The sequence below is a fragment of the Enterococcus sp. AZ095b genome, from assembly GCF_051714725.1.
Lineage (GTDB): Bacteria > Bacillota > Bacilli > Lactobacillales > Enterococcaceae > Enterococcus_B > Enterococcus_B pernyi.
Genome location: NZ_JBIOSL010000001.1, coordinates 1,433,367 through 1,458,063 on the forward strand (window position 1 = coordinate 1,433,367; position 24,697 = coordinate 1,458,063).

Annotated in this window: 26 protein-coding genes and 1 pseudogene; 23 read left to right on the forward strand and 4 right to left on the reverse strand. The window is 38.2% G+C overall.

The genetic code is table 11. The features are described from left to right. Window positions 1–8 precede the first annotated feature (8 nt). The 8 genes from IGJ99_RS06860 to IGJ99_RS06895 all read left to right on the forward strand — a co-directional run bounded on the left by IGJ99_RS06860 (window position 9) and on the right by IGJ99_RS06895 (window position 6,678). Window positions 9–785: a dihydroorotate dehydrogenase electron transfer subunit gene (locus tag IGJ99_RS06860; protein ID WP_438770700.1), complete on the forward strand. Its 777-nt coding sequence runs from the start codon at window positions 9–11 to the stop codon at window positions 783–785. Further along, the gene (locus IGJ99_RS06865; protein WP_019723950.1) at window positions 782–1,711 is read left to right on the forward strand and encodes a dihydroorotate dehydrogenase; all 930 of its coding nucleotides are present in this window, start codon (window positions 782–784) and stop codon (window positions 1,709–1,711) included. The genes IGJ99_RS06860 and IGJ99_RS06865 overlap by 4 nt, the downstream gene beginning before the upstream one ends. Continuing rightward, window positions 1,708–2,418, forward strand: a complete 711-nt coding sequence (gene pyrF, locus IGJ99_RS06870; RefSeq protein ID WP_438770701.1) for an orotidine-5'-phosphate decarboxylase — start codon at window positions 1,708–1,710, stop codon at window positions 2,416–2,418. Before IGJ99_RS06865 ends, pyrF begins: the two co-directional genes overlap by 4 nt. Window positions 2,419–2,421: 3 nt before the next feature. Beyond that, window positions 2,422–3,054: an orotate phosphoribosyltransferase gene (pyrE, locus tag IGJ99_RS06875; protein ID WP_010735509.1), complete on the forward strand. Its 633-nt coding sequence runs from the start codon at window positions 2,422–2,424 to the stop codon at window positions 3,052–3,054. A 196-nt stretch (window positions 3,055–3,250) separates the two neighbouring features. Continuing rightward, on the forward strand, window positions 3,251–3,892 hold the full coding sequence (locus tag IGJ99_RS06880; protein ID WP_010735508.1) for a YfbR-like 5'-deoxynucleotidase: 642 nt from the start codon (window positions 3,251–3,253) through the stop codon (window positions 3,890–3,892). Window positions 3,893–3,933: 41 nt separating this feature from the next. Then, a complete protein-coding gene (locus tag IGJ99_RS06885; protein WP_010735507.1) occupies window positions 3,934–4,635 on the forward strand; it encodes a carbonic anhydrase family protein in 702 nt (233 codons plus the stop codon). Then, on the forward strand, window positions 4,632–5,534 hold the full coding sequence (locus tag IGJ99_RS06890; RefSeq protein ID WP_010735506.1) for a LysR family transcriptional regulator: 903 nt from the start codon (window positions 4,632–4,634) through the stop codon (window positions 5,532–5,534). Before IGJ99_RS06885 ends, IGJ99_RS06890 begins: the two co-directional genes overlap by 4 nt. Window positions 5,535–5,742: 208 nt before the next feature. Continuing rightward, entirely contained in the window at window positions 5,743–6,678 is a 936-nt protein-coding gene (locus tag IGJ99_RS06895) for an ETX/MTX2 family pore-forming toxin (protein ID WP_438770702.1), read from the forward strand. Between the two features lie 77 nt (window positions 6,679–6,755). On the opposite strand, the gene efbA is transcribed toward IGJ99_RS06895, so the two are convergent. After that, a complete protein-coding gene (efbA, locus tag IGJ99_RS06900; RefSeq protein ID WP_438770703.1) occupies window positions 6,756–8,456 on the reverse strand; it encodes a fibronectin-binding protein EfbA in 1,701 nt (566 codons plus the stop codon). A gap of 192 nt (window positions 8,457–8,648) precedes the next feature. Between efbA and IGJ99_RS06905 the strand changes: the two genes are divergently transcribed. The 8 genes and pseudogenes from IGJ99_RS06905 (at window position 8,649) to IGJ99_RS06940 (ending at window position 15,373) form a co-directional block, all read left to right on the forward strand. After that, window positions 8,649–9,275, forward strand: coding sequence for a hypothetical protein (locus IGJ99_RS06905; protein WP_438770704.1), 627 nt, complete (start codon window positions 8,649–8,651; stop codon window positions 9,273–9,275). Between the two features lie 422 nt (window positions 9,276–9,697). Then, window positions 9,698–10,723, forward strand: coding sequence for a tryptophan ABC transporter substrate-binding protein (trpX, locus tag IGJ99_RS06910; RefSeq protein ID WP_438770705.1), 1,026 nt, complete (start codon window positions 9,698–9,700; stop codon window positions 10,721–10,723). Beyond that, window positions 10,720–11,601: an ABC transporter permease gene (locus IGJ99_RS06915; RefSeq protein ID WP_409173917.1), complete on the forward strand. Its 882-nt coding sequence runs from the start codon at window positions 10,720–10,722 to the stop codon at window positions 11,599–11,601. The genes trpX and IGJ99_RS06915 overlap by 4 nt, the downstream gene beginning before the upstream one ends. Before the next feature lie 2 nt (window positions 11,602–11,603). Then, entirely contained in the window at window positions 11,604–12,374 is a 771-nt protein-coding gene (locus IGJ99_RS06920; protein ID WP_153829852.1) for an ABC transporter ATP-binding protein, read from the forward strand. 181 nt (window positions 12,375–12,555) lie between these two features. Further along, window positions 12,556–13,416 (forward strand): shikimate dehydrogenase, encoded by an 861-nt coding sequence (locus tag IGJ99_RS06925; RefSeq protein WP_023519633.1) that lies wholly within the window; start codon window positions 12,556–12,558, stop codon window positions 13,414–13,416. A gap of 114 nt (window positions 13,417–13,530) precedes the next feature. Next, window positions 13,531–14,679: an LCP family protein gene (locus tag IGJ99_RS06930; protein ID WP_023519634.1), complete on the forward strand. Its 1,149-nt coding sequence runs from the start codon at window positions 13,531–13,533 to the stop codon at window positions 14,677–14,679. A gap of 163 nt (window positions 14,680–14,842) precedes the next feature. Beyond that, a complete protein-coding gene (locus IGJ99_RS06935; protein ID WP_010735497.1) occupies window positions 14,843–15,106 on the forward strand; it encodes a type II toxin-antitoxin system Phd/YefM family antitoxin in 264 nt (87 codons plus the stop codon). Beyond that, window positions 15,106–15,373 (forward strand): annotated as a pseudogene (locus tag IGJ99_RS06940) (Txe/YoeB family addiction module toxin). Before IGJ99_RS06935 ends, IGJ99_RS06940 begins: the two are co-directional and overlap by 1 nt. Window positions 15,374–15,477: 104 nt before the next feature. Here the strand turns inward: IGJ99_RS06940 and IGJ99_RS06945 are convergent. Together IGJ99_RS06945 and IGJ99_RS06950 are read right to left on the reverse strand one after the other, a co-directional pair. After that, window positions 15,478–16,095, reverse strand: coding sequence for a hypothetical protein (locus tag IGJ99_RS06945; RefSeq protein ID WP_438770706.1), 618 nt, complete (start codon window positions 16,093–16,095; stop codon window positions 15,478–15,480). A 25-nt stretch (window positions 16,096–16,120) separates the two neighbouring features. Next, entirely contained in the window at window positions 16,121–16,399 is a 279-nt protein-coding gene (locus IGJ99_RS06950; RefSeq protein ID WP_410779335.1) for a hypothetical protein, read from the reverse strand. Window positions 16,400–17,887: 1,488 nt separating this feature from the next. Between IGJ99_RS06950 and IGJ99_RS06955 the strand changes: the two genes are divergently transcribed. From IGJ99_RS06955 to IGJ99_RS06985, 7 genes are all read left to right on the forward strand, one after another. Continuing rightward, a complete protein-coding gene (locus tag IGJ99_RS06955) occupies window positions 17,888–18,178 on the forward strand; it encodes a hypothetical protein (RefSeq protein WP_438770707.1) in 291 nt (96 codons plus the stop codon). 88 nt (window positions 18,179–18,266) lie between these two features. Beyond that, on the forward strand, window positions 18,267–18,890 hold the full coding sequence (locus tag IGJ99_RS06960; RefSeq protein ID WP_137072429.1) for a hypothetical protein: 624 nt from the start codon (window positions 18,267–18,269) through the stop codon (window positions 18,888–18,890). Between the two features lie 468 nt (window positions 18,891–19,358). Beyond that, window positions 19,359–19,976 carry a hypothetical protein gene (locus IGJ99_RS06965; protein ID WP_062805248.1) on the forward strand — a complete coding sequence of 206 codons (618 nt, stop codon included), beginning with the start codon at window positions 19,359–19,361 and terminating at the stop codon, window positions 19,974–19,976. A 342-nt stretch (window positions 19,977–20,318) separates the two neighbouring features. Next, window positions 20,319–20,861, forward strand: coding sequence for a hypothetical protein (locus tag IGJ99_RS06970; protein ID WP_349519429.1), 543 nt, complete (start codon window positions 20,319–20,321; stop codon window positions 20,859–20,861). A gap of 20 nt (window positions 20,862–20,881) precedes the next feature. After that, on the forward strand, window positions 20,882–21,460 hold the full coding sequence (locus IGJ99_RS06975) for a hypothetical protein (RefSeq protein WP_438770708.1): 579 nt from the start codon (window positions 20,882–20,884) through the stop codon (window positions 21,458–21,460). A gap of 54 nt (window positions 21,461–21,514) precedes the next feature. Continuing rightward, the gene (locus IGJ99_RS06980) at window positions 21,515–22,069 is read left to right on the forward strand and encodes a hypothetical protein (RefSeq protein WP_137072423.1); all 555 of its coding nucleotides are present in this window, start codon (window positions 21,515–21,517) and stop codon (window positions 22,067–22,069) included. Between the two features lie 18 nt (window positions 22,070–22,087). Further along, window positions 22,088–22,669: a hypothetical protein gene (locus tag IGJ99_RS06985; protein WP_349519433.1), complete on the forward strand. Its 582-nt coding sequence runs from the start codon at window positions 22,088–22,090 to the stop codon at window positions 22,667–22,669. A gap of 91 nt (window positions 22,670–22,760) precedes the next feature. On the opposite strand, the gene IGJ99_RS06990 is transcribed toward IGJ99_RS06985, so the two are convergent. Further along, window positions 22,761–24,653 carry an RNase A-like domain-containing protein gene (locus IGJ99_RS06990; protein WP_438770709.1) on the reverse strand — a complete coding sequence of 631 codons (1,893 nt, stop codon included), beginning with the start codon at window positions 24,651–24,653 and terminating at the stop codon, window positions 22,761–22,763. Between the last annotated feature and the right edge of the window lie 44 nt (window positions 24,654–24,697).

A 24,697-nucleotide genomic window follows, 5' to 3' on the forward strand; every position in this document is an offset into this window, starting at 1 on the left:
GTGTTAAGATGAAACAAGAAGTAATGAAAATCGTTCACCAACGGCAACTAGCACCACGAATCTATGAAATGACACTGACTGGGGAATTAGTCCAAGAAATGACACGCCCTGGACAATTCCTTCATATTCGCGTACCTCGAGCAGATTTGTTGTTGCGCCGACCAATCAGTATCAACCAGATCGATCAATCACAAAAAACTTGTCGTATCATCTACCGTGTAGAAGGAGACGGAACAAAGCATTTCGCAGAATTGACTGCTGGTGATTCTTTAGACGTCTTAGGGCCTTTAGGGAATGGCTTCGATCTTTCAGGATTAACGAACAAAGATGAGGTCTTCATTGTCGGTGGAGGGATCGGTGTTCCTCCTTTATACGAACTATCGAAACAGCTGAAGGAACGAGACGTCAAAGCGATTCACTTTCTAGGCTTTGCTTCACAAGAAGTAATGTATTATGAAGAAGAATTTCTAAAGCTAGGTGATACAAGGATCGCAACGGATGACGGCACCTATGGACTCCATGGGAATGTCGGTAATCTATTACTTGCGGCAAAAGATAAGCCTGCTGCTATTTTTGCATGCGGTTCAAATGGATTACTAAAGACAGTGGAACAGCTTTTCGCCGGTCATCCTAACGTCCAATTGTCGTTAGAGTCTCGCATGGCCTGTGGTGTCGGTGCATGTTACGCATGTGTCTGTCATGTCCCAGGCGATGAAACAGGAACGAAAAGCTTGAAAGTCTGTGATGAAGGACCGATTTTCCAAGCAGGAGAGGTGATTTTATGAGTAACCCTTTAGCAGTTAAACTTCCAGGACTAAACTTGAAGAATCCAATCATGCCAGCAAGTGGCTGCTTTGGATTTGGCAAAGAATATGGCAAATACTACGATTTGAACCAACTTGGCGCAATCATGGTCAAGGCGACGACACCTAAAGCGCGCTTTGGTAATCCCACGCCGCGAGTAGCAGAAACACCTTCTGGGATGCTCAATGCGATCGGGTTGCAAAATCCTGGAATGGAAGTGGTCATGGAAAAATCGCTACCTGAATTAGCCACCTATAAAGATTTGCCGATCATAGCAAATGTCGCTGGCGCCTGTGAAGAAGACTATGTTGAAGTTTGTGGCAAGATCGGTGATGCACCGAATGTCCATGCCATCGAACTTAATATCTCGTGTCCAAATGTCAAACATGGCGGAATTGCTTTTGGTACTGACCCAGATGTGGCGTTCCAACTGACACAAGCGGTGAAAAAAGTGGCGAATGTCCCTGTCTATGTCAAATTATCTCCTAATGTTACGGATATCGTGCCAGTGGCACAGGCTATTGAAGCTGGCGGCGCCGATGGGTTTACGATGATCAATACCTTGCTGGGGATGCGTATCGATCTGAAAACTAGAAAACCGATTCTTGCCAATCAAACAGGCGGTCTCTCAGGACCAGCAATCAAACCGGTGGCTATTCGTTTGATCCATCAGGTGGCAAGTGTCTCAAACTTGCCGATCATTGGGATGGGCGGTGTGCAAACCGTTGATGATGTACTGGAGATGTATATGGCAGGTGCAAGTGCAGTTGCTGTTGGGACAGCCAACTTTACCGACCCTTATATCTGTCCAAAACTGATTGCAGACCTACCAGCGAGAATGAGCGAGTTAGGCATTGAGTCTTTAGAGCAATTGATCAAAGAAGTGAAAGAAGGTAGAAATCAATGAATCAACGACCAATTATTGCTTTAGATTTTTCATCTTGGCAAGAAGTAGAAACCTTTATGCAACGTTTCCCAGAAGACGAAAAGTTATTCGTTAAAATCGGTATGGAGCTCTTTTATCAAGAAGGACCAATCATCGTTCGTTGGTTAAAAGACGCTGGACATGACGTTTTCTTAGATTTGAAATTACATGATATCCCAAATACCGTAGAAAAAGCGATGCAAGGCCTAGCAAAATTAGGCGTAGACATTACTTGTGTCCATGCTGCCGGCGGTATCCGTATGATGGAAGCGGCGATGCGTGGCTTGACAGATGGAACACCCGAAGGTAAGAAACGACCTTTACTTTTAGCAATCACGCAACTGACTTCCACAAGTGAAGAAGAGATGCACCATGATCAACTGATCGAAGTACCCTTAGAAGAAAGTGTGATCCACTACGCAGCTTGTGCAAAAGAAGCAGGTTTAGATGGGGTCGTATCTTCAGCACTTGAAGTGGCATCGATCAAAGCAAAAGCAGGTGACACATTTACGTGTCTAACCCCTGGCATCCGACCGGAAGGAACAGTTGCTGGTGACCAAACCAGAATCGTGACACCAGCCCGTGCAAAAGAAATCGGCTCAACCTTTATCGTTGTCGGTCGACCTATCACACAAGCAGAAGATCCTTACCAAGCCTATCAAACAATCAAAGCAGAATGGAGTCGTTGATCTATGAATATCGAACAAACTATTGCCAAAGACCTTTTAGAAATCGAAGCTGTTTTCTTAAGCCCAAACCAACCATTTACTTGGGCAAGTGGCATCAAAAGCCCCATCTATTGTGACAATCGCATCACGATGAGTTATCCAAAAGTAAGAAAAGAAATCGCTCAAGGATTAGCTGAAAAAATCAAGCAAGAATTTCCAGAAGTCGAAGTGATTGCTGGAACGGCAACTGCAGGAATCCCTCATGCAGCATGGGTAGCTGAGATCTTAGACTTACCAATGGTCTATATTCGCAGCAAAGCGAAAGCTCATGGCAAAGGGAACCAAATCGAAGGACGGATCTTCGAAGGACAAAAAATGGTGGTCATTGAAGATTTGATCTCAACAGGTGGAAGTGTACTAGAAGCCGCTGAAGCAGCGAAACGAGAAGGTGCGGATGTTTTAGGTGTCGCAGCTATCTTTACTTACGAGTTGCCAAAAGGAAAAGCTAACTTTGAAGCAGCGGGTCTACCATTGGTTACTTTGACGAATTATTCTGTGCTGATCGAATTTGCTTTAGAAAATAAAACCATCGACGAAACAGAATTAGCTTTACTAAAAGAATGGAAAAAAGATCCTGAGAACTGGGTGACGGATTAAGTTGAAAAATGGGCGGAAAACATTTGTTGTTTCAGCCCTTTTTCTATTTGTGGAATAGCTAAATCCTGATGATACATAGTAAAAACTATTCTTTTATAAATGAAAACCTCTAAAGATAATAAGCTGAAAATTTGCGAATTCAAGTTATTTAATGATAAGATTATCGGAAAAGTCATCTCAAGGAGGAGGAATCTTTATGGGATTGAATGAATTTATTTTAGGACTAAATAACTTAGAAAGAATCACACGGGCGCCAGGTTTCTTCAAACACACTGAACATACTGTTGCGGCTCATTCCTATCGTGTGGCTTCAATTGCGCAAGTCTTAGGTGATATTGAAGAACTCCATGGGCAATCAATCGATTGGAAACTCTTGTATGAAAAAGCTTTGAACCATGATTACACTGAACGTTTTATCGGCGACATCAAAACTCCAGTAAAATATGCAAGTAAAGAGTTGCGGGGGATGCTACAGACTGTCGAAGAAAAAATGACGGATGAGTTCATCAATCAAGAAATTCCCGAAGCGTTACAAGACGTCTATCGTCGCCGCTTGTTCGAAGGAAAAGACGATACGGTCGAAGGCGAATTATTAGCAGTTTCAGATAAAATCGATTTGTTGTACGAATCATTTGATGAGATCAGTAAAAATAATCCGGAGAAAGTCTATAAAGAGATGTTTATTGAGGCAGTCACAACGATCAAAGGCTTCGACCATCGACCTTCCGTCCAATATTTTTTCAAGGAGATCTTTCCGGAGTTGCTCAATCAAGAATTCTATGGAAAAGAGGATTTCTTAGCAGCTGTTTCAAACATTGTCAAAAAAGAAAAAGAATAGTCGAAGTGCCTTGTAGGTAACTGATTCAGGAGGAATTTTAGTTGAAGAAGAATATGGATGTTGAGTGGGGTTATTCTGGTGAAAGAGGACCGGAACATTGGGCAGGATTGTGCGATTGGTTTGCAAAAGGAGCCGAATTTGAGTGGCAATCGCCCATTTCTCTAGTTACATGTGAAGAAAGCAGTGACACGAAAGAAACACTGTCTTTTCATTATCAGAAGCAACGCTTCACGGATAAGGAGTTCAAGAACACGATCCATCTTGTGCCATACGATCAAATCAGTTACGTTCTTTTCAATGAAGACAAATACTATTTGACCGACATCCATTTTCATATGCCGTCAGAACACGTCATCAATGGGAAACAAGAAGATATCGAGTTTCACTTTGTCCATACGAACGAACGACAAGAAAACTTAGTGGTTGGTGCGATGTACCATCTATCAAATGATGAGGGTTGGTTGTACGATCGCCAAAATGGCGACAAATGGGATCTCGATGCCCATGAGCATTGGACCGATGCCTCTGTCTTTTTCCCTGAGCAGAAAAGTCATTATCATTACGTTGGTTCATTGACCACTCCGCCAACGAGTGGGCCGATCCAATGGTTCGTCATGGATCAAGTCGGTCAATTGAATCGTGATTTTTTGATCCCATTCAAAGGACAATATGCGCAACCAAATAATCGTCCATTACAACCACTAAAGGAACGAAAAATTTATTATTACAAGGGGACGAAATGAACATCCAACAATTGAAATATGTCACTGCGGTAGCGAATAATGGAAGTTTTCGAGAAGCAGCAAAAAAATTGTTTGTTTCTCAACCAAGCCTTTCTGCAGCGATCAAAGAATTGGAAAATGAATTAAGTATCACTTTATTTACCCGCACGAATCGAGGTGCCTATCTAACAGAAGATGGTCAAGCCTTTTTAAAACGGGCGGAACGGATTTTAGTACAATTAGATTCTTTGGAAAACTATTACCAAAAAAGTGAAAAGCGAGAAAGCTTTTCGATTGCTTCACAACACTATGATTTTCTAGGACCATTGACTGCGCAACTGATCGAGACGTTTAAAGCAGAAGTGAAGCAGTTTCGGATCATGGAAACGACAACAGCAAACGTGATCGAAGAAGTCCAACAGCAGCAAAGCGAGTTAGGTATCCTTTATATGAATGACCATAATCGCACAGGGATCAAGCGTTACTTAGAACAAGGGGAATTAGTCGCGCAGTCTTTAGGAACATTTAAGACCCATATCTTTCTTAGACAGCGCCATCCACTTGCCCAGCAAGAAGAAATAAAGGTAGAAGAGTTAGCAGCATTTCCACAAGTTCGGTTTACACAAGATGGCAATAATTTTCCTTACTTTTATGAAGATCTAATTGAGATCCCTGAACAAGAATCGGTGATCTATACGAGTGACCGTGGCACGTTGATGAACATTGTGTTAGAAACAGATGCCTATGCTTCAGGCTCTGGCATCGTGATCGGGGAGATCAAAGAATATTTACGCTTGATTCCTTTAGCGGATAGTCCGATGAATGAGTTATATGTCATTTATTCTGGAAAGCAGCCATTAAGTGATATCGCCAAGAAGTTTATCACAAGTATCCAACAGGTGATGAAACAGGTAAAGTGAACGTTTAAAATCGAATCAATCCTTTCATTGGAAAAGAAGGTAAAGCAAAAGATAAGTCGTGAAATCAGTGAATGTTGATTTCAGGCTTATTTTTTTGTTCTTTCAAGTCTGACTGTATTGTTGCAGTAAAGTACATAATATCATTAATAAAACGATCGGTAACGATTTCATCATCGGTTTATCAATAATGATAAAGGGGATCAGCAAAATGAAAAAAGTAATTAAATTAATGTTAGGAGTAGTGGGAGCGACGAGTGTAGGACTATTTAAAGGGGAGTCTGTTGCTTGTGCGGATGATTCGCTTCCACAAATCGGAGAAGGGTATTTGAAATCGGTCAATCAAAGCACGATCGATCGCATGAGTACGATGGCCTATGCTTTATCCTACCAAATGTATCAATGGGGAGATATTGGTGTGAATGAAAGACTCACTGGCAATGAATACAATCCAAAAAATGTGTCCAGTCAATCCTATTCAGTAGGAGTCAATAGTGATATGGGAACGAAACAAACGTCAAAAACTGTGAATACAAGTGTTTTTCATAATCAAACAAATCAAGATCAAACGTTTACCACACCTTCTTATACCGAAACTTATATAGATTCGATTACGACATCAACCACACATTCTGCAGGTATTTCTACATCAGCGAGTACTGAAATCAGGGTACCAATGTTTGGCTCGGCAAGTATGGGTCTTGAATTAAGTTACAATTTTAGTACAACCACTTCGCATACACGGGAGACACAAAAAGGCTGGACTGTTCCTGGTCAAGCCATCAATGTTCGACCGGGACATACAGTCGAAGTCAATTGGGTATTTTATACGGGTGAAGCAACAGGAACGGTTGATTTGCAAGAACGCATCCGAGCAGATATCCCATACAAAAAAGATGCTGCTGGGCGCATCCATACATATGGACTTGGAATGGTAGTTGGCGACCGCCAAGTGCTGTCAGATAGTTATTGGTATCGCTATATCACAGAAACTCGTAATAACTGGAAGAAAGTCGATGCAAATGTGGCAGGACATAAAATTGGTGCTGGTACCTATCGTGTCGATTATGGTTCAGGATTTGTCTTAGAAGCCTTTGACCGTACAACTGGCACAAAAGAAATCATTGCGACAGGCTACCAATTTTAATTGAAGATAGTTTTAAACACACAAAAAAACCGATCGTCAGAAGTCATGACTTCTTGACGTCGGTTTTTTTAGCAAAATCAATCTTTCGTCATTGCTTGGATTTTTTCTTCTTCTGGCGTCACAATGATCGTTTTTTGGTTTTCGTAAATCACATATCCTGGTTTAGCGCCATTCGGTTTGCGAATATGTTTGACTTGCACTAGATCCACAGGCACTTGTGCAGAGTGGCGATATTTGGAGTAATACGCAGCTAGTTCAGCAGCTTCCGTAATGGTTTCATCAGAAGGCTGATCACTCTTGATGATCACGTGAGACCCTGGAATGTTTTGCGCGTGCAACCAGTGATCCGTTTTTCTTGCAGTTTTCATGGTTAATTGATCATTTTGCAGATTGTTTTTACCAACTAAAATCTCAGTGCCGTCAGAAGAGAAGTAGCGATCAGGTTGAGAAGGTTTTGCTTTCTTTTGTTTTTTGTTTGTTTTCTTTTTCAAGTAGCCCTCTGATAATAGCTCTTCTTTGATCACTTCGATATCCATCGGTCCAGCAATCTCCAATTGCGAAAGGACAGATTCAAGGTACTGGATCTCGCTTTTCGCTTCTTCGATTTGTTTCCCGATCAATTTGACCGCATTTTTAAGTTTTTGGTAGCGATGAAAGTACTTTTGCGCATTCTGATTAGGTGTTAAGGCGGGATCAAGAGCAATCCGGATTGGTTGATTCTCTTCATAATAATTCGCCAAGGTCACTTCAGTCGCGCCACGAGGAACTTGAGTCATGAAAGTCGTCAATAGTTCGCCATCACGACGAAACTCTTCCGCATTTTCTGAATCAAGCAAGGTCTGCTCGCGCTTTTTCAATTTATTGCGATTACGTTTCAGTTCATTTTCGATTTTACGGATCAGTTCGCCGCCTTGTTGTTTTGCTCGATCTTTTTCCGCTTTTTCCTGGTAAAACGCATCTAACAACGCGCTTAATGTGGCGTATTCTTGTGCTGAATCGGCTTGTTTTGCCAATTTTTGATAAGCGATCGGCGTAAAGTATTCTTTTGTGCCGACTTCATAGTGTGTGGGTGTAGGTTGATTGATCGCAGTAAAGAATTCTTCCCAGACAGCCATTTTTTCATTCGGTCGCTGATTGATCCGTTCGACTAATTCTAATGCAGTGTCGTGACCTAATCCTTGAAATGCTTGTTGTAGTGCTTTTGCATTTGGCTCGATTTTTGATAGGCGTTCAAATACTTGTTCTTTTGTTGCTTCAAAAGGATCAAGTACCGCTTGTTCAGGTGGTGCGACATATTCGACACCAGGGAGTAACGAACGATACGTGTTTTGTGAGCTGCCGATATGTTTGATCGCGTCTAGGATCTTTTGTGTTTGTTGATTCACTAAAACGATGGTACTGTGTCGTCCCATCAATTCAACGATCAAAACAATATTTTGTAAGTCGCCTAGTTCATCCCGCTTTGAAAAATGGAAGTGGATCACTCGGTCATTTTTGATTTGCTTGATATTTTCTAAAATCGCACCATCTAAATGTTTACGCAACATCATCACGAAGTTCGGTGGATTTTCTGGATTTTGATAATCGATCTCTGTGATCTGGACACGGGCATAGCTTGGATGAGCAGATAACAACAATCGGTGGTTCTTTCCACGAGAACGAATCACCAAAATGATTTCATTTTCATACGGTTGGTGGATCTTTGAGACCCGACCAGATAATAGTGTTTCGCGCAATTCATGGATCATTGCATGGGTAAATACACCATCAAAGGACATGATTCATTCCTCATTTCTATTCATAAGTACACTTATTATAACGAAAAAAGAAAGGAAAGACCAATGGACCGGATGATTTCTTCTGTAAAAGAGAGAATAAAGAAAGAAATTACATGAAAAACTAGTGTTTTATTTCGTTCTTTCGCTTGATTTTAGGTATAATTAGAGAAAGAACAGGTGGGGGAAAAGAAGATGCAGCGATTAATGGTAGATATAAAGGATAAAATCATAATGAGCTACACGAATTTATCAGAGGATTTTGAGCAACATCCTCAAAAATATTTCAGACGGATCGGTCTTCTTTTGAGCTGTTCATTTTTGTTGACGGTCGCGATGTTTTTCTTGCCGAGTAAAATCAAAGAAGCACAGGTGGATTCATTGATCTATTCCTCGATACACTCCGAAAAGTTACAGCCTTTGCCATTTTCTTCCGCGCATCAAGAGATCACTGATAGTCGAGCCATCTCTGTCATGTTTAGTCTGCCGAAGGGTGAACTTTACAAGCAAGTGGTGGATATATTTGAAGATCCGCAACAAAGTAGTGAATTGAATCGAACGATTTTCTTCTATCCACTCGTTTATGATACCCAAGAATTAGGACAACGTTATGGGATCGAAAAAGATAAAATCACTATTATTTTCTTTGATGGCGGAAAAGAGAGAAATCGCTTAGTCCTTTCTGACCAAAGTAAAGAGGAACTTGAGAAAACCTTGGTTCCTGCATTGAATCGATTGCCACTGATCAACATCAAACAACTTGAAAAAGAATTAGCAAACGGCGAACAAGCGGAAGAAACAACAGAGAGTACCTTGGAGTAATTGTAGCGAAATACTTAGTGATAAATAACAAAAAGTCAAAAAAACAAAAAATTAGTTGACGGATAAATAAAATTCGATTAGACTTAGGATAACACTTAAAGGAAAGGATGGTCCAAGATGAACTTATCAATTCAATTTTTATCAGAACATAAAAATAATTGGCGTAACTGGCGTAGATAAGTTGTATCAAGGGCGAACTTTTTCGTAGATACAACTTTTTAGAGTACAACAATGTACGATTCTAAAGTTTGTATCTATGCTGGACAAGAATTTGACGACCGCATAGATGGCTCTATGCGGTTTTTTGTTGGTAAAAGACAATGACCGTACCAGCGGTGATTGTCTTTTTTTGTTCATTCGCTCGAAGTTACAAACGTAGCCGATTTATTTAAAAAAATACATAACAAAAAGGGGAAATAAAAATGAAAAATAAACGATTGATCGCAGTAATCGCACTGATACTTATCTATTTGACCGGTACATTTATCTACGAAACGATCAAGGATCAGCCACCTGTTGAAGGAAATCGAACAGGTGATAAGAAAGTTGTTGGGGTCTTACAGTTCGTTAGTCACCCTGCGTTAGATGAAATCTATCGAGGGATCAAAGATGGATTAAAAGAGTCAGGTTTGGAAGAAGGACGAAACCTAGAAATCAATTTCCAAAATGGTCAAGCCGACCAAAGTAAGTTAGCAACCATGAGTCAACAATTGGTTCAAAATAATCCAGACGTTCTCGTAGGCATTGCGACACCAGCAGCACAAGCCATCGCAAACACCACAAAAGATATCCCACTTGTCTTGGGCGCAGTGACTGATCCTGTAGGGGCAGGGCTAGTAAAAAGTTTAGAAGCACCAGGGGGCAACATCACAGGAGTTTCTGACCAACCGCCTGTGGAAGCGCAGATCCAGTTAGCGACAGAACTATTACCAAAAGCAAAAACGGTCGGGATTCTTTATGCATCATCAGAAGACAATTCACGTTATCAAGTCAGTCAAGCAGAAGAAGCGGCAAAAGCCAAAGGACTAACACCAGTGAAGTATGCCGTCCCTTCAACGAATGAAATTGCACAAACCGTCCAAGTCATGAGCCAATCAGTTGATTTTATCTATGTTCCTTTAGATAACACGATTGCTAACGCGATGCAAACGGTCATCAAAGAAGCAAATAAAGCAGATATCCCAGTAATTCCTTCTGTCGATACGATGGTCGAACAAGGCGGATTAGCGACAATCGGGATCAATCAATACGAATTAGGTGTACAAACAGGTAAAATGGCAGCCGCTTTAGCAAATGGGAAAGAACCAGCCACCACCCCTGTCTATGTGTTTGATAAAGGCGATATCATCGTCAATGAAAAACAAGCAGAACTGTTAGGAATCACGATTCCTGAACCCATCAAACAAGATGCAAAAGTACTGACAGAGATCAAGGAGGAAGAACAATGATCGTATCCACAATTTCACAAGGTATGTTATGGGCCATATTAGGTTTAGGGATTTTTATGACTTACCGCATTTTAGATTTCCCTGATATGACAACAGAAGGTTCATTCCCGCTTGGTGGGGCTGTCTGTGTAACAGCGATCACGCATGGCGTTAGTCCATTATTGGCAACGATTCTAGGGGTTTTGGCCGGAATGGCAGCTGGACTTGTTACAGGCTTACTTTATACAAAAGGAAAGATTCCAGTCATCTTAGCCGGTATCTTAGTAATGTCAGGTTTAAACTCAGTTATCTTGTTCGTGATGCGCACACCCAACCTTTCATTGTTGAATCATCCAGTCTTACAAGATGTGTTCCACGCACTACATTTACCGAATTATTTTGACACTGTCTTATTAGGATTATTATCGCTGGGCTTATTGATCAGCGTATTGATCTTCTTCTTCAATACAGATCTAGGGCAAGGCTATATTGCCACTGGGGATAATGAGACAATGGCACGTTCATTAGGAATCAAAACCGACCGCATGAAAATCTTAGGTTTGACTTTATCTAACGGAGTAATTGCTTTATCAGGCGCATTGATCGCTCAAAACGATGGCTATGCGGATGTCAATAAAGGAATCGGCGTGATCGTGATCGGACTAGCTTCAATCATCATCGGGGAAGTCATTTTCCAAGAGTTGACATTGATCGAGCGTTTACTAGCAATCGTTGTCGGAAGCATCATCTATCAACTATTGATTTTAGCTGTTATCAAATTAGGTTTTGATACGACTTATCTGAAATTATTCTCAGCGATCATCTTAGCGGCTTGCCTGATGATCCCACAAGTAAAACAAGCATTGAAATTAAAAACTGGTTTTGAAAAGGAGGTCTAACGATGACAGCTATCTTAACGATCAAAAATGGTAGAAAAGTAGTCAACAATGGGATGCACGAAGAAAAAGTATTATTGGATGATATCCAATTGACCATCAATGAAGGAGATTTTATCACTGTTCTTGGCGGTAATGGGGCGGGCAAAAGTACTTTGTTCAATACGATTGCCGGAACATTACAATTAAGTCAAGGTGGGGTTTATTTCAAAGACCAGCCAATCACTAAGTTATCAGAAGAAGCACGAGCTTTATTTCTATCACGCGTATTCCAAGACCCAAAAATGGGGACTGCACCACGGATGACCGTGGCAGAAAATCTATTGTTAGCCCAAAAACGAGGTGAAAAACGGACGCTTCGTTTGCGTCAATTGAAAAACCAAAAAGAAGCGTTCTATAAAATATGCCAAGAAGTAGGCAATGGATTAGAGCAACATTTAGATACACCTGCTGGCGAATTGTCAGGGGGGCAACGACAAGCCTTAAGTTTATTGATGGCAACGATCAAAGCGCCAGAATTACTTTTATTGGATGAACATACCGCAGCACTAGATCCTAAGACAGCCAAGCTGCTGATGGAATTGACCAACCAACGCATCACAGAGCAAAAGTTAACATGCTTGATGATCACGCACCGTATGGAAGATGCTTTAAACTATGGGAATCGCTTGATCGTCTTACAAAAAGGCCGGATCGTCAAAGACTTAGCGAAAGAAGAAAAACAAGCATTATCCATGAACGATCTCTTACACTTCTTCGAAGAAGTCATCGATTAGTCATTCGAGAACGCTATCTCCGTTTGACAAGTTTGTTTCCTTCAATTTATACTTGTGTTAGCAGGTATAATAACAATCAAAATCAATACGATTCATATCAGAAAAATGATTGATGCCGCTTGTTCCTTCGTAGGTTCTACGAATGGACGCGGCATTTTTAGCGTATTATAGGAGGCGTTCCATGATTTCAGGAAAAACAAGATTAGCAGGGATTTTTGCATCTCCCGTTACCCATAGTTTATCTCCATTGATGCATAATACAGCCTTTCAAGCTCGTTCGATCGATGCTGTTTACTTGGCATTCACAGTCGATCAGTCGAATCTTATGCAGGCGGTTGAAAGCATTCGTACATTCAATATGTTAGGTGTCAATCTTTCCATGCCTAACAAAACAGCAGTTATTCCTTATTTAGATGAATTAAGTCAAGAAGCGCAGTTGATAGGTGCTGTTAATACAATCGTTCATCGAGACAACCGCTTGATCGGCTATAATACGGATGGCATGGGCTTCATGCGTTCAGTACACGAAGCGGGTGTCGCAATCAAAAACAAAAAAATAATCATGCTAGGTGCAGGTGGCGCAGCGAAAGCAATCGTTGTTCAAGCGGCGTTAGATCAAGCAAAAGAAATCGTCATCTATAAACGGAAGAATGCTACTTTTGCGAGTGTCGTTGCGGATTTTGAGAGAGTTGCGGAACAAACCAACTGTTCCATCATCGTCAAAGATTATGCAGATACTGAGCAGTTGAAAAAAGATCTAGAAGATACGGACCTTTTGATCAATGGTACCGATATGGGCATGGGCGCAAAAAAAGAGTCGATGCCAATTGATCCTCAGTTTCTCCATAAGAAACTCGCAGTTTTTGATTTGATTTATTCCCCTAAAGAAACACGCTTTCTAAAAGAAGCCAAAGCAATCGGTTGTCTCATACGAAATGGGCTAGGGATGCTGATGTACCAAGGAGCAATTGCCTTTGAGCTTTGGACAGGCGAGACCATGCCGATTGAAGAGATCCAACCTTTACTCGTTTCAAAGAGATGAAACGAGTGATATCAAAGGATTCGTTAGCTTTTAGTTAAATTTACAACGATCTTACTGTTTTTCATTAAGAAGTATCGTATGATTTTACTGAGTTGAACAAAGGGAGGAAATCAAATGAGTCGGATGGATCGCTATCAGAACATCCATAAAAAAGCAAAACCAATCAAAGAAAAGTCATCGCCGCTATCTTGGCGACGCGCAAGTAAGAAACAGGCAGAGCCTGAAGAGGAAGCAATCCCTTCTTACGAACAAACTTATGAAGAACGTCCAAGTGATTCTCGATACTCAACGCCTTACGAAGAACACGTTCATTCAGAACAACCACCCCAGAAAAAAGGACTCTTTAAAAAGAAACAGCCCAAAGGTCCACGTAAGAAGCGGTCTTGGTGGAAAATCATTTTAGGAATTTTACTAGTCTTGTTTGTCTTTTCACTGATTTCATTTTTCGTCGGCAAGTTCGTGGCTGAAAATGATCAGTCACTGGAACCAGCGACTTCAGAAACATTCAATGGCACCCAATCAACAAGCGGCGCACACAATATTTTGATTTTAGGAAGCGATACAAGGGGTGAAGATGCGGGACGAGCAGATACGATCATGGTTCTGCAATTAGATGGACCAGCTCGTAAACCCAAATTGATCTCATTCATGCGGGATAGCTTCGTGACGATCCCTGGGGTCGGAGACAATAAAATCAATGCAGCTTATGCTTATGGTGGCGCTGAGTTAGTCCGACAAACCTTGTTAGAAAACTTTGGGCTGAACTGTCAATACTACATGAAAGTCGATTTCAAATCATTCGAAAAAGTGATTGATGCCATGTTCATGAATGGCGTGTCGATTGATGCTGAAAAAGACTTGAATCTAGACGGTGTTGATATCGCTAAAGGCAAACAACGGATGGACGGTCATGTGCTGTTGCAATATGCGCGTTTCCGGATGGATGAAGAAGGCGACTTCGGTCGCGTCCGCAGACAGCAACAAGTAATGGATGCGATTTTTGGACAACTAAAAAATCCATTGAACTTGATCCGCGCGCCATATGCTGCCGGAAAAGCAATCGGTTATACATCCACCGATGTACCGATGACTTTTTTAGTCAGAAATAGTTTCTCTATCTTACGTGGTGCTGGCGGAATCGACCGTTTAAGTGTCCCAGCTGATAATACTTGGAGCTATGGTCAAAGTGATTATGCGGGTAGTATCCTCGTATTAGATAAACAAATGAACCGTGAAAAGATTGAACAATTTTTGAGTAAATGATCGTTGATGTTTTGTTAAAAAGGCTTTTCTAGAAGTATTTAGTTCTAGAAGAGTCTTTTTGTGATGTTAATTTATTTTGCTTGCTATAAGAATAGTTTTATAATTGATTTACTTATTTGAGTCCGTCAAAATATAGGTAATAAATGCAAAAAGGAGAAGGAAAATGTCTAATACTACTTTAAATCCGAGTACTGCACGAAAAAAATTTTATCAATTGTTAAAAGAAGTGAATGAAAATCATACAGAAATCGAGATTATTAGTGAGCGTAATGAGAATAACGCGGTCTTGATTGGTTTAGAAGATTGGCGAGCAATCAAAGAAACGCTATTTTTGGAACAAATTGGTACACTTGACATCGTAAAGAAAAGAGAACAAGACGATACGGGATTTATAAATGTAGACGATATTGATTGGGATGACCTTTGATGGGGAGTTATGAGGTAGTAGTTAAAAACTCAGCTGAAACAGATTTTAAAAAAGCTAAAGAGCTCTAATTTAAAAAATCAATTTCTTGCTATTATCGAAACATTAAAAACTGATCCTTATTGCCCTAAACAAGCATTTGAAAAGCTAAAGCCAACTCATGAAGGAAGGTATTCAAGAAGATTGAATCGCCAACATCGAGTGGTGTATAAAATAAATGACAAAGAAAAAATTGTTGAGATTTACTCTGCATGGACTCACTATGAATAATCGATCAAACTATACAATAATATGCCACTGAAAGTCATCATATGACATTCAGTGGCATATATAAATAAATGAAGAAAAAACATTTTTCGAATTCAGGTCCATTACTAAGGATTCAAAAATACACTGATAACTGTAAATCGTTTTCTTTTTTCATCGTAAATACTCCATAAATAGGCACCGTAACAATCACGCGCACGATTAAAGCGATTGGAGAAGGATGCATCCCACTCGTAGATTTTTAAATACTCTCTTTCAGGAAAGAACCGTTGATTAAGCACTAAAAATTGTTCTTTACTCACTGTAGTTGTTTGAGTTTCATGGAAAAAGGCTTTTTCATAGGCTCCTCTATTTTTAAATAGGATTTCAGGATTAATTTTTTCTGCTTTCATCATTTCTTTATTGACGTAAATCGGGTTTGTTTTCCAACCTAAATAATCAGGGTCTCTTTTGATATAGATGAGCGGATTAGCTTTTATTGAACAGAAATACTCGTTGAATTGTTCTATACTAGCAGGGTTTCCAGTTTTTACTCTGAGGTCTGATGCCCAGTGGTTACATTGGGCGATTCGATGTAAAAACTCTAGATATCCTAGAATGGCTTGCTGGTGACTGTGAATTCCTTGATAATATGGTTCATTAAAGAAGCTATAATTAACATAATTTGGTATATTTTCTCCATTCCAATCCCGGCATGCTAGTGTTTCTTTTTCTAATAGTTCCATCTATTTGTCTCCTTTTACTAAGTTTCTAAAAGTATACTGATAACTGTAAAACGGTGCTTTTTTCATCATAAATACTCCATAGATAGGCACCGAAACAATCATGTGCACGATTATAATGATTGGAGAAGGATGTATTCCATTCGTAAACTTTTAATTGGTTTTTTTCAGGAAAGAGTCGTTGATTGAGAGCTAAAAATTGCTCTTTAGTCACTTTGATTGTTTGAGTTTCATGGAAAAAAGTTTTTTCATAGATTCCTCTATTTTTTAATAGAATATCGGGATTGACTTCTTCTGCCTTCATCATTTTTTTATTGACATAAATTGGTGCTGTATTCCAACTTAATTAATCAGGATCTCTATGAATATAGATGAGTGGATTTGCATTTATTGAAAAAAAGTATTCTTCATATTCTTCCCAGGTCACTGTAAGACCAGTTTTTCCTTTCGTCTCACAGACCAATAGCTACACTGTACGATTCTATTTAAATACTCAAGGTGTCCTAGTACGGCATCTTGATAACTTTTTTCACACAAAAACTATACTTTACATAAATTGGGATAGTTGCTCTTGCTCGAGTTCATAGAGTTATCGTATCTTTTTCTAGTAGTTCCATCTATTTAACTCCTAAAAGAAACTAGCTTAGAATTCATATTCAACTCATTAACTATTATCTTCTTTCTTAATTGGCTTTTTTACTTTTATTTCTAAAAAAAATAAATTATTGTTCCGTAAGAATGATCATAATAAATCGAAACATCTTGTTGTTTGAATTAACATGACATAATATAAATTTATAATTATATTTCTATATTTTCCTTAATTTTAAATAACGATTAAAAAATACTGACATAAAATTGCTACTAATTTTTTTAAAGAGGTTTGGAGGTATAGAATGAAACTATCCTAAAGAGAAAATTTTGGCTACATTAGAAAGACAATGTATATGATGTACGTCTTCAATAGCAATTATTAAGTGCAATTACAAATTTGGATAAACATTAAACATTACCATGGCCTTTCTTTAGTCAGGACTGGTAATAAAAAACTTTCAGAATAAAAGCAAACAATACTTTTGAAGGATAGTTATTGATATAGATTTACTATTGACGTATCTAAATGAGTACGTAAAAACGATCATACTGAAATAGAAAGTAACAGTTCGTCTAATAGATGTAATTAAATCAAGGATATTTTGGGAGATGGATGTGCAACCAAGAACAGGTATAGTTATCACTATTAAAATATAGAAAACGATGATCATAAGACAAAGTGATTCAATACATAATAATATTTAAAAACCAAAAATAGAAGTAATTTTTATAAAAAAGTAGAGATGCACAATATAGAAATAACGGTATTTACTGATATTTTTTTACGAATAGACAATCGAAAAATAAGCTACATACAACTGTCATTTTAATTTATAGAATATATTAATTATGGGTAACTATGACTGGGAGGTAAGAGATTGAAATTATTGAAGAAAGAAAGCTTGCAGCTACAATGGAGGGAGGATATCGTCCCTTATTATGTAGATTATGCATTTATTTAAGAGAAGACTTACAAAGGGAAAAAAAGCCATCAGGAGGCGGTTCTAGAGTTTTTAAATTTTAACAATCGCATTTGGAAATGCGATATTTGGGCAATAAAACATCGTAATAATACACATGGAGTTATCACTATTAACATGTTGGAACAGCAATTCTTTTCTAACATAGATGAGACAATCACTTATTCAGATCAACGTTCACTTATAAATAATGGATATCCAACGCTTGTAAATAAAAAATGATGGAATCAACTGAAATCAGTCCAAAACAATTCTTTATGGACGGAGGAATTTACGAACAGGCTTTTTTTGATAATTCTCAAGAAACAGAATTATCAAAACTAGACTTTGAAGCACTAAATCAACTTATCTTTCCATTGAAAGATAAGTTGATCATCTATTCCTGGAATACAGATTTTACCAACTACTATAATTTTGCCCGTGAAGGACATGGTGCATATTTGTGGAGCATCTATGATAGCGAAAGAAATAAATTTACAGTGATAAGTATAGCTCTGGTAATTCAGGGTTAGGGAAGGGCAATTTTTGGTTACATCTATTGTTTAAGCATGTGAAAAATAGCTATTAAGTACATACACTATTTTTATAGGAGGAAAAGACATGGAATTATTGGTAAAAGAAACATTAGCATTAGGGGAAAAAAGGGATATACTTTTCCCGTATTACGTTGGTTATACGTTCTTTAAGGAAAGTGATTACCAAGGAAAGGTCACCCATAAAGAGGCAATCTTAGCCTACCTAAATTATTTAAGTCGTTTAGCAAAAACAAATATTTGGTCATCAAAAAAACGCGAAGAAACAGGAAAACCTGTTGATTGTGAAATGTATGTAGCGAAATTTCGTGAACTGAATTCTGATTCAATTATATATACAGAAATTGATCCTACTACGTTAAACTTAGATGGCTATCCCATTGAAGTCAACGAAGAGATGATGGAAGGTACTGAACTTACTGCGGAAGAATTGTTTATGGATGGTGGGGTATATGAGGAAGCTTTTTTTAATGAATTTCATGGTACAAAGTTATCTAAGAAAGAATTTAATCTGGTAAATCAACGTTTCTTTCCTTTAAAAGATAAATTGATCATCTATTCATGGAATTCAGAGTTTACAAATTATTTCAATTATGCGCGTGTGGGCTGGGGCGCCTATCTTTGGAGTGTTTATGATCCTAGAACCCAAATCTTTACGATCATCGAGATTTTTTTAGCAGAACAGGGGTAAGAGGATAATAAACCTATAAGTAGATTAAACAATTGAATCATTAATAATGAAAATATAAAAAAAGAAAGTACTTTTTCCTTTAGTAAAAGTAAATAATTGGGTAATAAAAACATAGGGAAACCGAAAACTGAGAATCATGAAATGGATGTAGAGAAATTTCATTTATATTATTCCCTAAGAAAAGTGCGTTGATCATTTATGCATGGAATAACAATTGGTCGAATTACTTTTCTCCTGGGAGAGAATGGATGGATGCCTTTCTTTGGACGATTTACGATACTGCATCGAATAAACTGACTGTCATAGGATCTTCTATGACAGATTGAGTTTAATTTAGTTTTTTAAATTTTTATCCTACTTAGTAGGTAAATCAAGTCACAATTATTGTTGATTAATATGTTCAAGAAAAACAATAACTATGACGAAATAGGTATCATGTAATACATAAAACTTCGAGGAGGAAAAGACATGGAATTATTGGTAAAAGAAACGTTAGAATTAAAAAAAGGGGATGTACTTTTTCCGCATTACGTTGGTTATACATTCTTTAAGGAAAGTGATTACCAAGGAAAGGTCACCCATAAAGAGGCAATTTTGGCTTACTTAAATTATACAAGTCGCATAATAAGAACAAATCTTTGGTCATCAAAAAAACGCAAAGAAGCTGGAAAATCTGTTACCCATGAAATGTATGTAGCGAAATTTCTTGAACTAAATTCTGATTCAATTATATACACAGCAATTGATCCTACTACGTTAAACTTAGATGGCTACCCCATTGAAGTCAATGAAGAGATGATGGAAGGCATTGAACTAACTTCGGAGGAATTTTTTATGGATGGCGGGGTATATGAGGAAGCTTTTTTTGATGAATTTCATGGTACAAAGTTATCTAAGACAGACTTTAATCTGGTAAATCAACGGTTCTTTCCTTTAAAAGACAAATTAACCATCTATTCATGGAATTCAGAGTTTACAAATTACTTCAACTATCCTAGAGTATGCATCGGTGCCTATTTATGGAGTATTTACGATACGAATACAAAGAGATTTACAGTCATTGATATTTATTTAGGCTATGAATAAAATTTAGAACTTAAAAATTATTTCAATTATGCGCGTGTGGGCTGTGGCGCCTATCTTTGGAGTGTTTATGATCCTAGAACCCAAATCTTTACGATCATCAGTATTTATTTAGCAGAACAGGGGTAAGAGAATAACACACCTATAATTAGGTTAAACAATTGAATCATTTAGTAAAAGTAAATAATTGGGTAATAAAAACATAGGGAAACCGAAAACTGATCATTATGAAATGTATGCAGAGAAATTTCATTCATCGGATTTTGACTCAATTTTCAGTGCTTGGTGCTTTATTGACTACATAATAGAAAAGAAAACATCACATAAAAGAAAGGAAAAATCAATTTGAAATTATTAGATGGAGAGACGTATCGATTCCCTTTGACTATGATGGAGAATAATATCCCGATTCTTTTTCTATTCTTTCATGAGAAAGATTACGAGGAAGATAGCAGTCATCAACAAGCAGCAATTCAGCTTGTTAAGTTTGAGAACCAGAAAAAAAGATATCCTATGATTGCTTGGAATAAGCAGGAACATTTAGATAACCGAATACAAGAATATACAATAAATCCTACGCTCATGACCGCTCGACGTTTAAGTCACGAGGCTTTTTTCTCAATTTCTCGGAAACCTAAACAACCGTTTCTTTCAAATTATGCTTATGCATTCTTCCAGATGTCTTCAAACTATCTCGGAAAAGTAGACCATTTTATTCAAATGAACGATATTCTTTTTCCAGATAAAGAGCAACTGATTATTTATGAGTGGAATAATACTTGGTCAGATTATTTTCATTATGGCGGACAGCATAGAGGAGCTTTTATATGGACGATCTATGATCCTAAAAGAAATAAGTTTACGGTGATCAATGCAAGCATTTTATGAGATTAGGAGAAAAATATAATATGGAGTTTTTACTACAGGAAACAGAAGTATTGAGCCAAAAATTAGAGGAGAAAGCATTATTTACAAGACGTTTAAATTTAGACTTTGTCTACTTTAAAGAGAAGAATTATCGAAATGTGGAGAGTCATCAACAAGCAGCGATTGAATTTATAAAGGTGATGAACAAAAAAAGAGTAGGGTACTCATGTGTTCATTCAACAGAATTACATTGTTTTGATGATCTACCTATTTTTATTAAGTCTTTGGCTTATCCTTATGCAGTGAACCCAGAGTTGATGTATGCGAAATCAGTATTGCCCCCTGCCTTTTTCTCTACTAAATGTGAGAATGGTAAATATGAATCTTCCTATACTTATTCCATACTCTCACAGATATATAAACCTCAGCGAGAAGAGATTTTTTTAAAAGCCAATGAGTATCTATTTCCTGTACAAGAGAACCTAATAATCTACCAATGGAATAATGATTGGTCAAATTATTTTTCAATAGGGAGAGAGGAGTATGGGGCTTATTTATGGACGATTTATGAGAGGGAAACTGAAAAATTTACAGTGATAGGTGCTTCGATGAGGTACTGAATACTACGTGAAAAATACTATCGAGTACATACGACATTTCTAGAGGAGGGAAAGATGAAATTTTTGGAAAAGGAAACAGATCGTTTTGTACTGACTATGGTTGAAAAAAATATCTGTATGAAAGAGCTTTTACTTACTTACGGCTTCTTCCATGAAGAAAATTACAATGGGGAAGAAAGTCACAAAGAAGCAGCACTTGCCTTTGTGACAGCAATCAATCAAAAGAGAGGACATACAAAAATTGAGTATACGGATAGAGTAAATTTCCCTGTCAATCTGAGAAAAACTTATTCCATCAATCAACTACTGATGCAAGGGTTTATAATCGAAGGGAATGTTTTCTTTTCTACAGCCTATGATTCGGACAAGAAATATACTTCCGATTATGCCACTGCTTTCTTTAAATTATCTTCATCTTATAAAGGAGAGGAGAAAGATTTTATTCAATTGAACAATCATATCTTTGAAAATAGAGCCAAACTGATTATTTATCAATGGAACAATACTTGGTCAGATTATTTTTCTTACATAAAGAAGATGAGTGGAGCTGCTTACTTATGGACAGTTTACGATGAAGAAAGTAAGAAGTTCACAGTTTTAGGAACTTGAGAAAGAAGGAGGTCGATCATGAGATTATTGAGAAAAGAAACATTCGAGTTTAAACAAAATGCACACAAGAGAAACATTCCAGTGCAGGGTCTTTTGATAGATTATGTTTTTTTCGAGGAGAGCGAGTATAAAGGGCGCTCTAGTCATCGAAAAGTAGCACTTGAATTTATTAAAGTGATGAATGAAAAAAGGGATGTTCCGGGAATTTACTATACTGAATTACTTTATTTTGATTGTTTACCTAGATATGGCAATCAACTCCAGTATAGATATGCCGTGAATCCAGACTTAATGTATGGGAAACTCTCAACGATCGAGGAGTTAATATCAATAGACAACAAAAGTGCAGGTGGTTATCAATCTATGTATACCTTTCTTTTTCTTCATCCTCCGTATAGTTATGGTGGTAAAAAAAACCACTTTATACAACTTAATGATTGGTTATTTCCTAACAAAAAAACGCTAACGGTGTATGAATGGAACAGCGAATGGTCAAATTACTTTTCTTTTGGAAGAGAATTATATGATGGATTTTTATGGACGATTTATGACAAAGCGCAACATAAATTTACAGTGATCGGAATTTCAATAGCTGATTGAATGACACAATTGATCAAGTATAATAATATGCCACTGAAAGTCATCATGTGACTTCCAGTGGCATATAGTGTTAGAGCATGTTTTATGAATACTATCTTAAAGATTCTATATGTGGATGACTAGTCCGAATATAGAATTTTCTGTTATTTTTTACGATTTTACTTCTTCTTTGTATATAAACGAAGCCTTCAAATATTTTTGAGTGTTCAACAATTTGCCCGTTTATCAATTCTTGAAGTCCCCAACCAAAACTTTTACCAGGAAACACATTATCAATAGATATATAGCTTAATGTATTATAATTTGGATTATAGTCTATAGTTCCCAGGTTCTTATATACTAGGGGAGGGTGCTTTCCCGATAGATAATTTTGTGATCGAGCAGTAGAAATGCTAGCGTTTATCATAATTACAGCACTTTCGACGTCGTAGAAAGTAGTAGCGGATTCTATTTTTTCATTAGTAATACGCTTCTCTAAATAATCTCTTTCTTTAGATACATGCTTATCAATTGTATGACCTTTTCCACCAAAAGCAAAATTTTCATCATAATATAAATCTAAGGGTGTATACCATTCTTCCTCTTCCTCCTCCTCTTCTTCTTCAACTGTGGTTAACTGTTTAATATTAGCTAATATTCTAGCTAAACTTAGAGCATCCCAAGATACACCCATTGCACCTCTAACTAAAATATTTCTTGTTTTATCTTCAACAATATCTCCAGTCTCTTCATCCAACACCCCACGTTTCCCATCAATAGTGATCGAATCATCATTTGGTAGTGCCTCAGCACTATAAGAAAACTCAATCGCTCCAACTAAATGCGCTGGAACGGCTTGTTGCGTTTGAGCATAGATAAAGTTCCCAGCGTGATCCAATACAACTGCGGCACCATATAATGTAGCGATCATTCCTGATGGGTCAAAGTCTAACCCATTGTTGTTTGGAGCCAAGGCTTCGCTTAAACTTTGGCTGATTTGGCTGGTTCGTTCATCATATGCGACAGCCATTTCTTGGGCAGTTTCAATAGCTAAGGCTTTAGAAGGTTCATTGACGACCCCGAATTCAAATGGTGTGGTTGCTTGGACGTAGTCGAGCAATTGTTCTTTTGTTGTGATCTCTGTTAAGAGCGTAGAGATGCTCGTATCAAGCTTGACTTGATAGTTAAAAGGTTCTGGGAAATCATAGCCGTAGTAAGAAGAACCGGTGATGTTCAAGATGGCATCATCTGCACCACGAACGGATTCGCCATACTGGATGCTTTCTAAAACGAAAAACTCATTCTGGGAGAGAGAATCGGCTAGTGACGTGTTACGTCCGACCACCGCTGCTTGTTCCCGTTGTGTCCAAGGGATGGTGTAGTTGATGTAGCGACGATAAAGTTCAACACGGTCACTGACGCTGAAAGTAAAGATTCCGTGGTCGCTCTCGCCAGTCAAGTACTCACGCATCAACGCATTGCTTGTTACATCTTGTGCGTAGCGGTTTTGTAAGGCTGCGGAGAAATTGTAGGTATTTGTTGTCGAATCAATTCCAGACATTGCAAAAGCGTTCAGTTCATTTTGAGTGGAGGCACTGCTACCGATCGATTCAAATAAGCCACTGTTTGTTTTCGCTAAATCAGCTGTTGCTACGCCTAAAGAGGCACCGAGCTGATAAAAACCGACCCCTAGACCAATTCCTAGTAGAGCGGGGGCAAGAACAGCGGAGGCGGCGGTCGACAGTAAGCCAGCGCTAAGTGTACTACCTGATAAACCAGATGCATAAGCAGACATGCTGATTCCATTAAAAACGTTTAAGGCAACTGCTGCATTTTGTGGTTCTGCGGACGAAGGAATCGCTGAGGTGGTATCGATCGGAACGATGGTTTCGTCAGGTTGGGTTATTTCGCCAGCGATCGCTTCTTGGGCGTGGACATCAAATGGCAAAGTGGCAAAAGGTGCGAGCAACAGACCAACAAGTAATAGGCGATAAAATTTTTTCATTTTTTACTCCTTTTTATCAAATGGCTTGAGTGACTACCAACAGT

Excerpts from the sequence above, each read along its gene's own strand:
- IGJ99_RS06925 (WP_023519633.1), top strand. The coding sequence starts at position 12,556 with ATGATTTCAGGAAAAACAAGATTAGCAGGGATTTTTGCATCTCCCGTT.
- IGJ99_RS06890 (WP_010735506.1), top strand. The coding sequence starts at position 4,632 with ATGAACATCCAACAATTGAAATATGTCACTGCGGTAGCGAATAATGGA.
- IGJ99_RS06985 (WP_349519433.1), top strand. The coding sequence starts at position 22,088 with ATGAGATTATTGAGAAAAGAAACATTCGAGTTTAAACAAAATGCACAC.
- efbA (WP_438770703.1), bottom strand. The coding sequence starts at position 8,456 with ATGTCCTTTGATGGTGTATTTACCCATGCAATGATCCATGAATTGCGC.
- IGJ99_RS06865 (WP_019723950.1), top strand. The coding sequence starts at position 782 with ATGAGTAACCCTTTAGCAGTTAAACTTCCAGGACTAAACTTGAAGAAT.
- IGJ99_RS06955 (WP_438770707.1), top strand. The coding sequence starts at position 17,888 with ATGGAATCAACTGAAATCAGTCCAAAACAATTCTTTATGGACGGAGGA.
- IGJ99_RS06950 (WP_410779335.1), bottom strand. The coding sequence starts at position 16,399 with ATGATGAAGGCAGAAGAAGTCAATCCCGATATTCTATTAAAAAATAGA.
- IGJ99_RS06980 (WP_137072423.1), top strand. The coding sequence starts at position 21,515 with ATGAAATTTTTGGAAAAGGAAACAGATCGTTTTGTACTGACTATGGTT.
- IGJ99_RS06895 (WP_438770702.1), top strand. The coding sequence starts at position 5,743 with ATGAAAAAAGTAATTAAATTAATGTTAGGAGTAGTGGGAGCGACGAGT.
- IGJ99_RS06860 (WP_438770700.1), top strand. The coding sequence starts at position 9 with ATGAAACAAGAAGTAATGAAAATCGTTCACCAACGGCAACTAGCACCA.
- IGJ99_RS06930 (WP_023519634.1), top strand. The coding sequence starts at position 13,531 with ATGAGTCGGATGGATCGCTATCAGAACATCCATAAAAAAGCAAAACCA.
- IGJ99_RS06905 (WP_438770704.1), top strand. The coding sequence starts at position 8,649 with ATGCAGCGATTAATGGTAGATATAAAGGATAAAATCATAATGAGCTAC.
- IGJ99_RS06975 (WP_438770708.1), top strand. The coding sequence starts at position 20,882 with ATGGAGTTTTTACTACAGGAAACAGAAGTATTGAGCCAAAAATTAGAG.
- IGJ99_RS06880 (WP_010735508.1), top strand. The coding sequence starts at position 3,251 with ATGGGATTGAATGAATTTATTTTAGGACTAAATAACTTAGAAAGAATC.
- pyrE (WP_010735509.1), top strand. The coding sequence starts at position 2,422 with ATGAATATCGAACAAACTATTGCCAAAGACCTTTTAGAAATCGAAGCT.
- IGJ99_RS06960 (WP_137072429.1), top strand. The coding sequence starts at position 18,267 with ATGGAATTATTGGTAAAAGAAACATTAGCATTAGGGGAAAAAAGGGAT.
- IGJ99_RS06915 (WP_409173917.1), top strand. The coding sequence starts at position 10,720 with ATGATCGTATCCACAATTTCACAAGGTATGTTATGGGCCATATTAGGT.
- trpX (WP_438770705.1), top strand. The coding sequence starts at position 9,698 with ATGAAAAATAAACGATTGATCGCAGTAATCGCACTGATACTTATCTAT.
- IGJ99_RS06990 (WP_438770709.1), bottom strand. The coding sequence starts at position 24,653 with ATGAAAAAATTTTATCGCCTATTACTTGTTGGTCTGTTGCTCGCACCT.
- IGJ99_RS06945 (WP_438770706.1), bottom strand. The coding sequence starts at position 16,095 with ATGGAACTATTAGAAAAAGAAACACTAGCATGCCGGGATTGGAATGGA.
- pyrF (WP_438770701.1), top strand. The coding sequence starts at position 1,708 with ATGAATCAACGACCAATTATTGCTTTAGATTTTTCATCTTGGCAAGAA.
- IGJ99_RS06920 (WP_153829852.1), top strand. The coding sequence starts at position 11,604 with ATGACAGCTATCTTAACGATCAAAAATGGTAGAAAAGTAGTCAACAAT.
- IGJ99_RS06965 (WP_062805248.1), top strand. The coding sequence starts at position 19,359 with ATGGAATTATTGGTAAAAGAAACGTTAGAATTAAAAAAAGGGGATGTA.
- IGJ99_RS06935 (WP_010735497.1), top strand. The coding sequence starts at position 14,843 with ATGTCTAATACTACTTTAAATCCGAGTACTGCACGAAAAAAATTTTAT.